Here is a 13,961-nt window from a genome sequence, read left to right on the forward strand (position 1 = left end):
CGCCCGTATCACGACGCGAACTTCTGGGTCACGCACTGCGATCTTCGGCGGGTCGGGTGGGGCGGCAAGATCCGCGCCCATACCCTGGCCAGGCGGCATCGCCAGGCGTGTGGCCGGGACGTCTCGGGGGCGGCCATGTAGCGGGCGATGTAAGCGGTCATTCTCCCCCCTGGCCGGACCTCTTCACGATCCCCCGGGGGACAGACCACTCCGTGGTCAGTCGGTTGGAGGATGCTTGAACGCGCCGTACACCGATTTCCTACCGCTCCTAGTACTGGCCGTCGTCGTGGCGGCCTTCCTCACTCGAAATCCCGGCAGAAGACCTGGCCGATCAGGGTGCTCCTGGTCACCGCCGCCGCGCTGTGGATGGCCCTGGCCGGCGGGTCGATGTGGATGATGAGCGAGGCGATCGCCCAGCGATTGCCCGACGTCCAGCAACCGACCCGGCATCCGTGCGCGGGGAAGAAGTGGAGGACGTTCGACGTATCGCTGATCAACCTGCCGCTGTTCCTCAACCGGTTCGGCGACGTGGTGCCCGAGGGACGCATGTACGTCCTCGACGAGAACATCGACGAGGTGCGCCGGACGTACACGCAGGCGGCGAACCCGATGCAGGGCGGGCTGCGCGACCTCATCGAGCCGCTGGTCCTGCGCGCTAACCAGGGCGACTGCATCAAGGTGAACTTCACCAACCGGCTCAACGAACCGGCGCCGCCGCTGAACGAGGAGATCCGCAACAACGCGATCTTCACGCTGCCGGGCGAGCGGCTGCTGCCTCCGGGCACGGTGACGCCGAAGCCTCGCGAGTTCGCCCCGGCGCTGACCGTACCGCAGATCGAATTCGACCCGGCCAAGGCGCCGAACGCCTCCATGCACTTCGACGGCCTCGACTACGACGTCAAGCGCGCGGACGGCACCGTGGTGGGCAACAACCCGGACTCCACGGCGCGTCCCGGCGAAACGATCACCTACCGGCTGCACGCCGCCATACAGGGTGAGTTCCAGTTCAAGGACGGCGCCGACTGGACCTCGGTGTCGACCCGCCCGATCGATCGCAACGGCGACGTGCGCTTCATCGGCTCGCACGCGTTCGGCGCGTTCGGCGCGTTCATCATCGAGGAGCCCGGGGCGACCTGGGTGGATTCGCGCACCGGCGAGCCGCTGGAGTCCGGCACCCAGGCCGTCATCATCCGGCGGCACGGCAAGGACTTCCGCGAGCACGTGCTGTTCATGCACGACGAGGTGCAGGCGGAGCCCGGCATCCTCACGCGGTTCTGCCGCAACGACGACGAGGAGGCCGACGCGGGTGACGCGCAGCCACCCGAGGGCAGGTCGTGCATCGAGCCCACCAGGCAGCAGCTCAGGCTGCTGACCGCGGGCACGCTGCCCGGTCTCGGCGGCGGCGACGCCGACGCGCTGGTGCAGGGCGAGATCCCGATCACGCTCCAGTGGTTCGCCTTCAACTACCGCTCCGAGCCCGGCTTCAACCGCGAGGAGGTCGGCTGCCCGGCCGCCAGGCGAGAGGAGCAGGGGTTCGACGCCGAGCGCTGCATCGGTGAGGAGACCTCGCTCTCCTCGTGGGCGTTCGGCGACCCGGGCGGCGGCGACCTGGTGATCGGCAACTACCGCGGCGAGCCGACGCAGGTCCGGCTGCTGGCGCCCGGTGAGGAGGAGACCCACACCTTCCACTGGCACGTCAACCGCTGGATGTTCGACCCGAACGACGAGGGCGGCATCGACAACATCAGCGATCCCGCCAACGTGACGAGGAAGACCAACCTCCTCGACGTGCAGGCGGTCTCGCCGGGCGCCCACTACCCGCTCATCATCCAGGGCGGCGCGGGGTCGGCGAGCTCCGGCAAACCGGCGTCGTTCGGCGACATCATCTTCCACTGCCACCTGTATCCGCACTTCGCGGACGGCATGTGGGGGCTCAACCGCACGCTGGAGACGCTGTCGGACGGTACGCGCAGGCAGCCGGACGGCACGCCTTCCCTGCCGCTGTTCCCGCTGCCCGACCACGACTACCAGCCCGATGTCCCTGGCGTGAACCCGCCGCCGGCGCCGACGCCGGAACGGCCTGGCTTCCCGTTCTTCATTCCCGGCGTGTTCGGCTTCAAGGCGCCCAAGCCGCCGCTCGGCGTCGCCGCGCGGACGGAGGACGGCGTCTTCCCGCCGACCCCGCTGGAGCGAGCGGCGGCCGACCCCGGCGGGCTCAAGCCGGGCGCGTTCTTCCAGGACCCGTGCCCTGTGGGCATCGGAGTGAACAAGGTCTACAAACTCTCGGCCATCCAGCTCAGGCAGGTGTACAACCCCAAGCTGAAATGGACGATCCCACAATCACGGATCTATGTCCTGAACCGCGACAAACGGGCGGTGCTGAACGGTAAGAAACCCGAGCCGTTCGCACCCATCCTCAACGTCGGCGACTGCGTGGAATATCGGCTGACCAACGAGTTGCCCCGGGTCTTCGGCGGCAACGTCTTCGACAGGAAGCAGGAGACCAACGAGGTCGGCATCCACCAGCACATGGTGCACTTCGACGTGCTGACCTCCGACGGCGCCGCCAACGGGTGGAACTACGACCAGGGCGCCGACCCCGGCGACACGATCATCTACCGGACATTCGTGCAGGAGAACACGAAGACGAACTCGTTCCACGATCACTTCTTCCCGAACGTGCATCAGAAGAACGGGCTCTTCGGCGGCTCGACCATCCACCCGGCGGGCTGCGTGCCCGATGTGCCGGGCGCCAGGACCCGCGCGGTCGTGGGCACGATCTTCGACGTGCACTGCGAGCCGACCGTCGACTACAACGGCATGCCGACGGACGGCGTCGACTACCGCAACGTCGCGCTGTTCATCGAGGACCACGTCCCGCTGTTCCAGCCGAACGACCCGCGCAGGCGGGACGACGACAAGTTCGAGACCCCGGACGGGGTGCCGATCTTCCCTGCCAAGTTCCCGTCGAGCCACGACGACCAAGGCGGCATGGGGATCAACTACCGGCTCGAACCGTTCGAGGCCCGCAGAAACCGGGATCCGTCACTGCTGTTCAACTCCAAGGTGCACGGTGATCCGTTCACACCGCTGATCAAGGCGTACCGCGGCGATCCGGTGAAGATCCGGCTCTTCCAGCTCTCGCAAGAGGAGTCACACGGATTCAACCTCGACCATTTCCGATGGCGGCGCGAACCACAAGATCCCGGATCGAACGTCATCAGCGCCCAGCACATCGGCATGCTCGAATACTTCGATCTCGACCTGTCGCAAGATCCGCCACCACCGCCGACACCCGATCTGGAGGTGGACGACTACGTCTACGCCTACGCGGGCGCGGACGACTGGTTCCTCGGCGACTGGGGACTGTTCCGCCTGTTCTCGTGCTCCAACCCGCGCAACGGCAAGGCGCCGATTCCGGAACTTCCGGACTTCCCACGCGACACCTGTACGCATGACAAGCACCATCGCCATACCGAGCTGGCGATCGACGAGGACGGGGCGCGCGCCGGAATGTTCGGGTCCGACGCCAGTGCGGGAGCCGGTGCCGGCGTGGGCGCCGGTGCAGGCGTAGGCGCCGGCACCGGTGCGGGCGTGGGGGCCGGCAGGCTGCAGAGCCGCCCCGTGACACCGTGCCGGACCGGCCAGAGCCGCACGTTCAACGTCATCGCCATGAACAGGGACATCGTCTACAACAAGAACGGCGATCACGATCCGAACGGCCTCATGTACGCGCTCGCGGAGGACGAGCAGGCGATACGCGAAGGGAGAAAACAGCCAGAGCCCCTCGTGATCAGGGCGAACGCCGGTGACTGCGTGACGGTGAACCTCACCAACAAGCTCGACCCACGCAAGATGCGGCCGCACTGCCACGAGGCGATCGAACCGGGACAGCTCGGCTTCAGGGAGAACGTGCTGCGCTTCCCGCAGTGCCTGCAGATCCCGCCCAGGAACGAGCAGAACGTTCCCGGCTTCAGGCCGTTCCCGGTGAGCTCCAAGGTATCGATCAGCGCCCAGCTCATCCCAGGGAAGCCGCCCAAGTCGGTGGGGCCGGGAAAGACCATCCAGTACCACTGGAACCTGCCCAGGGACCTGACCGGCATGGCGATCCTGCGTGACTTCGCCGATGTGCAGAACCACCTGCACCACGGCCTGTACGGTGCACTGATCATCGAGAAGCCCGGATCCGAGTACCTGGATCCGAAGACCGGCCGGCCGCTCGCCAGCGGCACCAGCGCCGTGATCACGCATCCCGACAAGCCGGACTTCCGGGAGAACATCATCCTGATGAACAGCGACCTTTCGCTGTTCCGCAGGAACGGCCAGCCCGTGCCGGACAACCTCGACCTCGTGCTCCAGCCGAGCAGGCAGGCCGACGACCCGGAGGATCAAGGAGAGTTCTCGATCAACTACGCCAACGAACCCTGGGTCTGGCGCTACCTCAGGAACCAGGACATCACGAAGATCTTCAGCTCGCGGGTGCACGGCGACCCGGCGACGCCGATCTTCGAGGCGTACGCCGGTGACAGGACGGTCTTCCGGGTCGGACAGGCCGTGGGCGATCCACGCTCCACGAGCTTCTCCTTGCACGGGCACGTCTGGCGCCGGTCGCCCAACGATCCGGAGTCGGAGATCACGGCCTCGCAAGGGAAGTTCAACCCGGGCAGCGTCTACAACGTCGTGCCCGGCGTGGTGGACGACTTCATGGTCGACCCGAGCAGCACCGGCGGTGCCGGCGGGTTCCGCCACCGTCCTGGCGACTACCTGTACCGCTCCGGCGTGCTGGTCCGCCATCTCAACCAAGGTCAGTGGGGCATCTTCCGGGTGTACGGCAAGCTCCGGCCGGACCTGATGCCGCTGCCGGACGGGCCGATGGGCGACAGGTTCCGTGCGCCGGGACAGGATGAGCGCGCGCCCGTACAAGATGACCGCGCGCCCATGCTGGACGAGCGCGAGCCCGTCCGGGATGAGGACGAGCGTCCCATCGAGCCGCCGGTGCCGTACGCGTGGTTCGGCGCGGCCGGCCAGAGCGGGCGGTCCAGCCACGGAAGGCGGTCGCGATGAGCCTGCTCAGCAAGCTCAGGACGGCCCAGACCGACCGGCAGCCGGCCGGGGTGCCGCAGGTTCCCGGCCCGCGCCGGACTCCGGGCCGGCCCAGGAAGGCGCGTAAGCCCGAGGGGCTGACGCCGTTCCGGCAGGGCCTGGTGATCGGTGGATGCGTCGGGATGACGCTCGCCCTGAGCATCGGGGTGATCGGCTTCCTCATCACGCGGCCGACCATCCCGGCTCCGGCGACCGGTGGTCATGCGGCCGGCGGGCACCCGTCCCACCAGACGCCCGGCCCGGCGAGCGGCGGGCATCCGCAGGCGGCGATCGACATCACCGCCGAGCACGTCGGCAACCTCCAGGTGCGGATCATGGCCCGGGTGAGCGCGCCCGGCAGCTACGACCCGATCACCAGAGCGGAGGTCGTCGCCTACACCGACATGGTGTCCATGCCGATGTCGCATCGGCAGGGACCCATCGTGATGACCGAGGTGCCGGGGCAGCGTGGGACGTACCAGGCGCTCACGCAGGTGGCGATGGTCGGTGAGTACAACATCACCGTCGAGACGCGCCGGCCGATGGCGTCCAAGGCCGACAAGCGGCTGGAGGTCAAGGAGGTGAGCAAGAGCTAGGGCCCCGCACGCCAGACGACGCCGTGGCCGGTTCCGCGAGGAGCCGGCCACGGCTTTTTCATGACGTCGGTACGTCGCTTCGGCCCGAGCGCCTTCACGCCCGAGACCGGCTCCCTGACCGAAGCACCTCCGCACCCGAGCTGCTCTCCGACCGGAGCGCCATCGCAGTGCAGGCGACGCTTCGCGACACGAGCGCTTCACAGGGCGAGCGGCTGCTGCGACCGCAGGCAGAACCACAACCCGAGCGGCTGCTGAGTCCGTGGGCGGATTCGCGGGCCGGCGGCGGGGCGGTTCCCTCCCCTGCGCGGGTTCCTGTGCGAGGGCCCGCGGCCGGGGTCAGCGGAGGGTGACGGAGGTGACGCGCCAGGGGGCGCCGCTCCCCCGCCGCTGCAGGCTGACGAACGCGGTCATGACGAGCGGCCGCCCGCGCCAGCCGTCCGCGCCGATGGGAGTGACGGTGAGCTGCCACTGCCGGTCGGCGTGGGTCGCGCTGTCGGGCGGGCGCGTGTCGCTGCCCACGGTCAGGGCCGGGCGGGTGCGCGCGCGGTGGGCGGCCCACGTGGTCCAGTCGGCGTCCGTGCCGGGCTGCGGGCCGTCCCGGAGCTCGGCGAGGTACTCCGGGCTCAGCCAGCCGGCGGCGCGCAGCGCGGCGTCCCTTTGGTCCCGGTCGACGGTGGTGTCGATGGTCCACATGGTCGTCAGTACGGCGGTGCCGACGGCGTCCGCGTCGCGCTGGTCGATGGATCCCGGCTCGGGGGTGGGCAGGGGCGAGGCGGTGGTCGCGGGGGCCGCCGATGGCCGCGCCCCCTGGCCCTCCTCGGCGGGCGTGCCGGTCGATGGGGTGGCGGTCGCGGGCCCGAACATCACCGACCCGCCGGACGGCTGCCCCGGCCCCGCCCCGGCCCCGGGTGAGGACCCGCCGGAAGCCGCCGGTCCCGGCACGGCGGCCCCCGTCGCCGCGCCCTCACCCGCCATCGGCGCCGCGCCCCCGCCTGGCGGAGCCGTCGTTCCGGAGCTCGCGGGCTCGGCGGGTGGCGGCCCCAGGGCGACGCACCCCGCGAGCGCGGCAGCGGCGGCGACGGTGCCGGCGGCGAGAGTGAGTGCCGTGGCGAGGGCCGCCGGTGGTCGCGGGCTCATGCGTACCTCCGGATGGTCCAGTCGGCGGAGGAGAAGGCGGTCAGCGGGGAGATGCGGACGACATCCCCGGTCTGCGGCGCGTGGACGACCTGGCCGCGCCCGATGTAGATGACGATGTGGCTGATGCCGCGCCCGTCGCGGTGGTCGATGCCGATAACGTCGCCGGGCAGCAGCCGGTCGCGGGGCACCGGGACGCCGTGCTCCGTGACCTGGGTGGCGGCGAGGTGCGGGAGCTGGACGCGTCCGCCCGATGCGGCCCAGACGGCGTGCAGCACGAGGCCGCTGCAGTCGAAGCCGACGACGTCCGCCGCCCTGCCGATGCCAGGGGTCGGGCCGCCGGGGCCGCCGCCGCCCCAAGCGTACGGGGTGCCGAGCCAGCGCAGCGCGGTGGCCACCACGGCCCCGCCGAAGCCGGTGGCGCCGAACGCGGTGACCGAGGTGTCGGTGTAGTGGGCGACGCGGGCGAGGACGCGACGTACGTACGCCTGAGTCTCCGGGTACGGCGGGACGCCCCTGTGCCGCTGGACCGCGCCGGGCCCGGCGTTGTACGCGGCGAGCATGTTGGACGTCGTGTCCCCGGGCAGCCGGGCGAGCCTGCGGGCGAGGGAGCAGTCGTAGCGCGCCATGGCCATGATCGCGTCTTCGGGGTCGTCGGGGCTGGCGACGCCGTCGCCGTCGGCGTCCCTGCCGTAGCTCGCCCAGGTGGCGGGCATGAACTGCGCCATGCCCTGCGCCCCCACGCTGGAGCGCGCCTTGGGCCGCCAGCCGCTCTCGGCCTCCACCTGCGCGGCGATGAGCGGCGGGCTGACGTGCGGGCACATGCGTCCCGCCCGGCTGAGCCACGCCTGGTAGGCGGCGGGGACGCTGCCGGGGCGGAGCGCGATCACCGGCGCCGCTCCCGGCGGCCGGCCGCTCGCCAGCAGCACCAGTCCGATCAAAAGAGCCAGAAATGTGGCCGTCGCCACCATGACCAGCTTTCCACCCTTATTCATGACGAACGCGTCCCAATGCCTCTCTTGTCGCCGCCATTTACATTTGCCGAAGCCGTATCATTCGCTGCACACAGCCCTTGCGTGAACCGCTTCCAGAAAGGTGTCGATAGTGGCCGTACGCGATTTCGCACAGTAAGGTTTTACCTGGTCAACGGCCGATGCTGCGAGATATTCGGATGGCGTCAGCCGCACAAATAACGGTTCCCGAGAAATAAGGCGGTCCTTGTCATTTCCTTTACCGGAAGATGCCCCGGAGCTTTGTCACGGGGCCGGCGATCCACCCAGCGACTGATCACACCGGAGGACCCACATGACGCGTTTGCTGGCTGATGTGCTCGTGCTCGCCGGCGTCCCCGACCCGGGCATGGGGACGCCGCCGCCCGGTTCAGAGAAGCTGCTGACCGCGCTGGGCTGGGCGACGTGGATCGTCACGGGCTTGTGCGTGGCCGGGGTGATGGGGGTGGCCGCCCGCATGGCGCTGATCCATCACCGCGGCGAGGGCGGCAGGCACGCGATCGGGCTGGCCTGGGTGATGGCCGCCTGCGTGCTGCTCGGTTCGGCCTCCGGCCTGGTGAGCGCTCTGCTGACATGACGTCGACCAGCCGGCGGTCCGCCGAGCCGCCCGATCTGTCCACCCCGCCGCCTCCGAGCGAGGCGGCCGCGCCACGGTCCCCGCGCGGCGCGGCGTTCTGGGCGGCGGCCGTCTTCGTCGCGCTGACCGCGGCGCTGGCCGTGGCGGTGCTCGTACGCACGGAACGGCATCCCGCCGCCGACCGGCCGCCGCCGCGTGCGCCCGTTCCTTCACCGCCGCCGGCTCCGGCGGCCGCACCGCCGGTCCCCTCGCTGCCCTCGCTGCCCCTGATGTCCTCCACCCCATCCCCGACGCGATCCGCCGCAGGGCCAGGCCGGTGCCCCGCCACACCGGGCACGGCCTCCCAGGAGCTGCCCGAGCAGCCGCCCGCCGACGTCACGTGGACGGTCTTCCACGGCGTCGCCGAGCCCGTCTCGCGCGAGCACGGCCCGCACCGCAAGGAGGCCGGCGTGCACCGCTGCTACGCGCGTACGCCGACCGGCGCGCTGATCGCCGCCTGGCAGATCGCCACCCGGTTCGTCCTGGCCGACGACTGGCGGCGCGTGGTCGAGACGCAGGTGATGCCGGGCCCCGGCAGGGACGCCTACGTGGCCCAGCGCCGGCAGGTGCGCACCGGCCTCGACACTGGCGGCAAGGGCCAGCTCGCCGCGTACGCGATCGCCTCGTACACACCCGAGGTGGCGACCGTCCAGCTCGTGTCCCGGTTCGCCGCCACCGGGCGGCTCCAGGTGAGCACGGTCACCGTGGTGTGGAGCGACGGCGACTGGCGGCTGCGGCTGCAGCCCGACGGGTCGGTCAGCCCGAGCGTGCAGGCGGTGACCTCACTGGCCGGGTTCGTGCCGTGGAGCGGGGTGTGATGAGGACCGTACGGATGCTGTCACCGGAGCCCGGGACGAGCCTGTGCGACGTGCCCGGATCGGACGTGGTCTGCGCGGGCACCGGCGGCGCCGCCGATGGTGCGGCGGGCGGCGGGGTGATCCAGGAGCTGGCCGAGGCGCTGCAGGAGGCCCAGGTCAAGGTCCTGAGCATGATGGCCGAGTTCTCGGGAAGCAGCGCCGCCGCGCCCGTGCTGTCCGACAGGGTCGGCCCCGTGGCCTGGCTGCAGGAGCGCACGCACTGGTACGTCGGCCTGCTCGCGGTGCTCGGCCTGGTCATCGCCGCCGGGCGGCTGGCGCTGCGGCGGCGGGCCGAGCCGGCGATGCGGGCCACGGCGGGCCTGCTCACGCTCGCGGTGGTCACCGGCTGCGGCACGGCGGCGATGTCGCTGCTGGTCGAGGCCGGTGACGCCTACTCCGGCTGGATCATCGGCCAGGCGCTGGACAGCGCGGGCCTCGGCTACGACTTCGGCACCGCGATCACCCGGCTGGCCGGCCTGCAGAGCGTGACGCTGCCTCCCGGGCTGATGATCGTGCTGGCGCTCGCCTCGATCATCTCCTGCATCCTGCAGATCACGCTCATGCTGGCGCGCGTCGCACTGCTCGGGCTGCTGGTCGCGATGCTGCCGATGGCGGCGGCGCTGAGCGGCACCGAGGCAGGGCGCGCCTGGCTGGCCCGCATTGCCGTCTGGGCGCTCGCGTTCGCCCTGTACAAGCCCGCCGCCGCGACCGTCTACAGCTACGCCTTCCTCGCGATGGGCGCCCCGTCGTCGGAGCTGGCGCAGATGTCCGGCCTGGTGGTGATCATCCTGGCGGTGGCGGCGCTGCCCGCGCTGATGCGGCTGCTCGCCCCGGTGGTCGGCGCGGTGAGCCAGGGCGGCGGCGACTCCGCTCCCGCGATGGCGTACGCGGGCGTCGCCACGGGCGCCCGTCTCCTGCCCGCCCTCGGGCGGAATCACGCCGCCGTACCCGGCATGGACGCGGGCAGGACGGCGCGTCCGGCGGGGCCGACGGGCGCCCTGCCCACCACCGACCCCCGCGACTCCCGGGGCACGTCCCCGGGCGCCCCGACGATCAGGAAGGCGGCCGCCGCCACCGCGGCCGGCACACCCCTACGAGAAGGAGAACCGGATGGCGACCGCTGACTCCGAGCGCACCTACGGCAACTGGCGCCGCCCGGCCAGCCCGGGGATCGGCGAGCTCGGCCTGCTGGGCACCCTTCTGGTGCTCGGCGGCCTGGTGGCGTGCGTGATCACCATGATGGTCTCGTTGCGGGCCGCGCTGATCCTCGCGGCCGTACTCGCGTTCGTGTTGGCGCCGATGCTGCTGCTGCGCGACCGGCACGGGCGCACCGGGCTGCAGATCGCGGTCGCCCGCCTGTCGTGGCTGCGCGGCCGTAGCAGCGGGCGGCACCTGTACCGGTCGGGGCCGCTCGGCATCACCCACAAGGGCGCCTTCCAGCTTCCCGGCCTGGCCGCGGCCTCGCACGTCCTGGACGCCACGGACTCACGCGGGCGGGACTTCGGCCTGATCGTCGTGCCGGCGACCGGGCACTACACGGCGGTGTTCGAGGCGTCCGTCGAGGGGGCGGCGCTGGTGGACGGCGACCAGGTGGACACCTGGGTGGCGCACTGGGGGCAGTGGCTGGCGGGCCTTGCGTACGAGCCGTCCCTCGTGGCCGCGACCGTCACCGTCGAGACCGCCCCGGACCTCGGCACCCGTCTGCGGCGCGAGGTGGCCGACAACCTCTCGCCCGACGCCCCCGACCTGGCAGCGACCGTTCTGAACGACGTCGTGCGGACCTACCCCGCCGGTTCCGCGCAGGTCTCCACCAGGATCGCCGTCACGTACGCTGCCAACCTGCGCAGCGGCGGCCGGCCGCGCAGTGCAGAGGCCATGACCCGCGAGATCGCCACCCGCCTGCCCGGACTGACCGCCGGGCTCAGCATGGCGGGCGCGGGCGCCTGCCGCCCCATGACCAGCGCCGAGATCGCGGAGGCGATCAGGATCGCCTACGACCCCGCGAGCCACCGGGTGCTGGAGGCGGCCAGGTCGGGCGGCGAACCGGTCGCCCAGCCACGGGACCATATCGGCCCGGCCGCCGCCCAGGAGTCGTGGGACCACTACCGCCACGACTCCGGCGTCTCGGTCACCTGGGCGATGAGCGAGGCCCCCAGGGGCGAAGTGCTTGCGCCGGTGCTCACCGACCTGCTCGCCCCGCACCGCGACGTCACGCGCAAGCGGGTCTCGCTGCTGTACCGGCCCTACGATCCGGGCAGCGCCGCCAGGCTCGTCGAGCGCGACCGCAAGGACGCCCGCTTCCGCATCGGCGGCGCCAACGCGGCCGCCCGCGACACCGTGGCGGTGGCCGCCGCCGACCAGAGCGCCCGCGAAGAGGCCAAGGGCGCGGGCCTGGTGCGCTTCGCGATGCTCGTCACCGCCACCGTCCCGCGCTTGGAGGACCTGCCCGCGGCCGTCGCCGCGATCGACACGCTCGCCCCGTCGGCGCGGGTCCGGCTGCGCCGCATGTACGGCGCCCAGGCCGCCGCGTTCGCCGCCGCGCTGCCGCTCGGCCTGGTGCTGCCCGACCACCTGCGGATCCCCGCGTTCGTCAGGGAGACCATGTGACCGCCCCCGTCTCTGGAGGGAGCTGACCATGCCTCGGAGGACTTCCGCCTCACCGCCGCCGATCCGGCGCCCCGGCGCGCGCGGGTACGCGGGGCGCGGCGGCGGCCGCGTGCCGTACGTCGAGGCGCCGCCCGAGTGGCGCGGTACCACCGTGCAGGTGTGCGGGCTGTGGCCGTTCGGGGTCGGGTCCAGCACGCCCGCGATCGGGGTGCCGCTCGGGCGTGAGCTGACCGGCGGCGCGACCCTGTGCTGCGACCCGATCTCCTGGTTCGCCCGCGCCGGGCTCATCCACAACCCGTCGGAGCTGGTGCTCGGCAAGCCGGGGCTGGGCAAGTCCACCCTGGTACGCCGCCAGATCGTCGGCCTGGCCGGCTACGGCGTGATCCCCCTCGTGCTCGGCGACCTCAAGCCCGACTACACCGACCTCATCGCCGCGATGGGCGGGCAGATCATCAAGCTCGGGCGCGGGCTCGGCGCGCTCAACGTCCTCGACCCGGGCGAGATCGGCGCCGCCGCCGCGCGGCTGTCCGGCCTCGACCGCGAACGGCTGCTCGCCGACGCGCACGGCCGGCGGCTCAACACCGTCTCGGCCCTCATCACGATCGTGCGCGGCCGTCCCGTCGCCGACACCGAGCGCACCATCCTGTCGGCGGCGCTGCGCGTGCTGGACGAGCGCCACCCGGGCGTACCCGTCCTGCCCGACCTGATCCACGTCATCGACGTCGGCCCCGACCCGGTGCGCGCGGTCACCCTGGCCCGCGGCAGCGAGGAACGCTACCGGCAGGTCGTCGATCCCCTGCACGCCTCGCTGCTCGGGCTGCTCGATGGGCCGCTCGGCGACGCGTTCGCCCGCGACACCACCACCCCGATCCGGCTGGACACCCCTGCCGGCGCCTGCATCGACATCTCCGGCATCGACGAGGCCGACCAGGAGCTGCAGGCGGCCGTGCTGCTGGCATGCTGGTCGGAGGGGTTCGGCGCGATCGAGGCCGCGCACGCCCTGGCCGACGCCGGCCTCGCCCCGCAGCGGCGGTTCTGGGTGGTGCTGGACGAGCTGTGGCGGGTGCTGCGGGCCGGGCGCGGCCTCGTCGACCGGGTGGACGCGCTCACCCGCCTGAACCGGCAGCGCGGCGTCGGCCAGGCGATGATCACCCACACGATGAGCGACCTGCTGGCCCTGTCGGAGGAGGCCGACCGCCTCAAGGCCCGCGGCTTCGCCGAGCGCGCCGGCATGATCATCTGTGGTGGGCTGCCCGAGGCGGAGATGGCCGCGCTCACCCAGGTCGTCCGCATGTCCGCCGCCGAACAGCGCATGATCGTCGACTGGTCCACCCCGCCGAGCTGGGACAGCGCCCGCGACCGCGACGGCGAACCGCCCGGCCGCGGGAAGTTCCTGGTCAAGGTGGGCGGCCGTCCGGGCATTCCCGTCCACATCGACCTCACCGCCGCCGAGCTCGCCGTCGACCGCACCAACAAGCGCTGGGCGCTCCCCGAGCCGCGACCCCCCAGGGACACCTGAGCTCGGCCCCGGCCCGCCGAGGCCACGGCCGGCGGATCAGCCGGGTACGGTGAGACGCTGCGTGCCCACTACCGAGATCAGCCTCAAAGCCTCCTCATCCGGAGAGCCGGGCTCAGCCGTATGATCACGACCTGCTGATCCCGATCGGAGATGTCGAGCACGTTGCAAGTGAGGGTGATCGGCCCCACCAGCGGATGGTGCAGGGCCTTGCGCATGCTCGGCTCAGGTGAGACCTCGTGCGCGGCCCACAGCTCGGCGAACGCGGCGCTCCCGTCCAGCAGCTCGGCCTCCAGCTCCGCCGGCACCTCACGAGACGGGCGCGGGGCGCGCGCCTGCTCCAGCCGCTCGTAGTAGTCACCTGTACGCCGCCGAGCGGCGGGGCCGAACTCGCGCCCCATCCACGGGCGACGCCACCCCTGACGGGGAGGCCGCATCGCCTTATGGCTGGGCGGCGAGGCCCTGTCCATGCTGGGCGACCAGGTCTTCCACGTCGCCCTCAGCTGGACGGCCACCCAGTCGTACGGCCCGGAGGCGACCGGT

General features: G+C 71.8%; 10 protein-coding genes. 7 read left to right on the forward strand and 3 right to left on the reverse strand.

The features are described from left to right. Window positions 1-336: 336 nt before the first annotated feature. Together ACGFIM_RS14955 and ACGFIM_RS14960 are read left to right on the forward strand one after the other, a co-directional pair. Window positions 337-5,064, forward strand: coding sequence for a hypothetical protein (locus ACGFIM_RS14955; protein ID WP_393200252.1), 4,728 nt, complete (start codon window positions 337-339; stop codon window positions 5,062-5,064). Further along, window positions 5,061-5,678 carry a hypothetical protein gene (locus tag ACGFIM_RS14960; protein WP_393200254.1) on the forward strand — a complete coding sequence of 206 codons (618 nt, stop codon included), beginning with the start codon at window positions 5,061-5,063 and terminating at the stop codon, window positions 5,676-5,678. The genes ACGFIM_RS14955 and ACGFIM_RS14960 overlap by 4 nt, the downstream gene beginning before the upstream one ends. A gap of 336 nt (window positions 5,679-6,014) precedes the next feature. Here the strand turns inward: ACGFIM_RS14960 and ACGFIM_RS14965 are convergent, their stop codons facing one another. Further along, a complete protein-coding gene (locus ACGFIM_RS14965) occupies window positions 6,015-6,815 on the reverse strand; it encodes a hypothetical protein (protein ID WP_393200256.1) in 801 nt (266 codons plus the stop codon). After that, window positions 6,812-7,807, reverse strand: a complete 996-nt coding sequence (locus ACGFIM_RS14970; RefSeq protein WP_393200258.1) for a transglycosylase SLT domain-containing protein — start codon at window positions 7,805-7,807, stop codon at window positions 6,812-6,814. The genes ACGFIM_RS14965 and ACGFIM_RS14970 overlap by 4 nt, the downstream gene beginning before the upstream one ends. Before the next feature lie 310 nt (window positions 7,808-8,117). Here ACGFIM_RS14970 and ACGFIM_RS14975 point away from each other — a divergent pair, with 310 nt between their 5' ends. The 5 genes from ACGFIM_RS14975 to ACGFIM_RS14995 are packed head-to-tail and all read left to right on the forward strand — an operon-like array spanning window position 8,118 to window position 13,421. Further along, window positions 8,118-8,399, forward strand: a complete 282-nt coding sequence (locus ACGFIM_RS14975) for a hypothetical protein (protein WP_393200260.1) — start codon at window positions 8,118-8,120, stop codon at window positions 8,397-8,399. After that, on the forward strand, window positions 8,396-9,256 hold the full coding sequence (locus ACGFIM_RS14980) for a hypothetical protein (protein ID WP_393200262.1): 861 nt from the start codon (window positions 8,396-8,398) through the stop codon (window positions 9,254-9,256). The genes ACGFIM_RS14975 and ACGFIM_RS14980 overlap by 4 nt, the downstream gene beginning before the upstream one ends. After that, window positions 9,256-10,419, forward strand: a complete 1,164-nt coding sequence (locus ACGFIM_RS14985) for a hypothetical protein (protein WP_393200264.1) — start codon at window positions 9,256-9,258, stop codon at window positions 10,417-10,419. The genes ACGFIM_RS14980 and ACGFIM_RS14985 overlap by 1 nt, the downstream gene beginning before the upstream one ends. Next, window positions 10,406-11,902, forward strand: a complete 1,497-nt coding sequence (locus tag ACGFIM_RS14990) for an SCO6880 family protein (protein ID WP_393200266.1) — start codon at window positions 10,406-10,408, stop codon at window positions 11,900-11,902. Before ACGFIM_RS14985 ends, ACGFIM_RS14990 begins: the two co-directional genes overlap by 14 nt. Before the next feature lie 28 nt (window positions 11,903-11,930). Next, a complete protein-coding gene (locus ACGFIM_RS14995; RefSeq protein WP_393200268.1) occupies window positions 11,931-13,421 on the forward strand; it encodes an ATP/GTP-binding protein in 1,491 nt (496 codons plus the stop codon). Window positions 13,422-13,504: 83 nt separating this feature from the next. Here ACGFIM_RS14995 and ACGFIM_RS15000 read toward each other — a convergent pair whose 3' ends face one another. Continuing rightward, window positions 13,505-13,819, reverse strand: a complete 315-nt coding sequence (locus ACGFIM_RS15000) for a hypothetical protein (RefSeq protein ID WP_393200270.1) — start codon at window positions 13,817-13,819, stop codon at window positions 13,505-13,507. Window positions 13,820-13,961: the final 142 nt, after the last annotated feature.

The sequence above is a fragment of the Nonomuraea sp. NPDC049309 genome (assembly GCF_043196965.1).
GTDB classification, from domain to species: domain Bacteria; phylum Actinomycetota; class Actinomycetes; order Streptosporangiales; family Streptosporangiaceae; genus Nonomuraea; species Nonomuraea fastidiosa.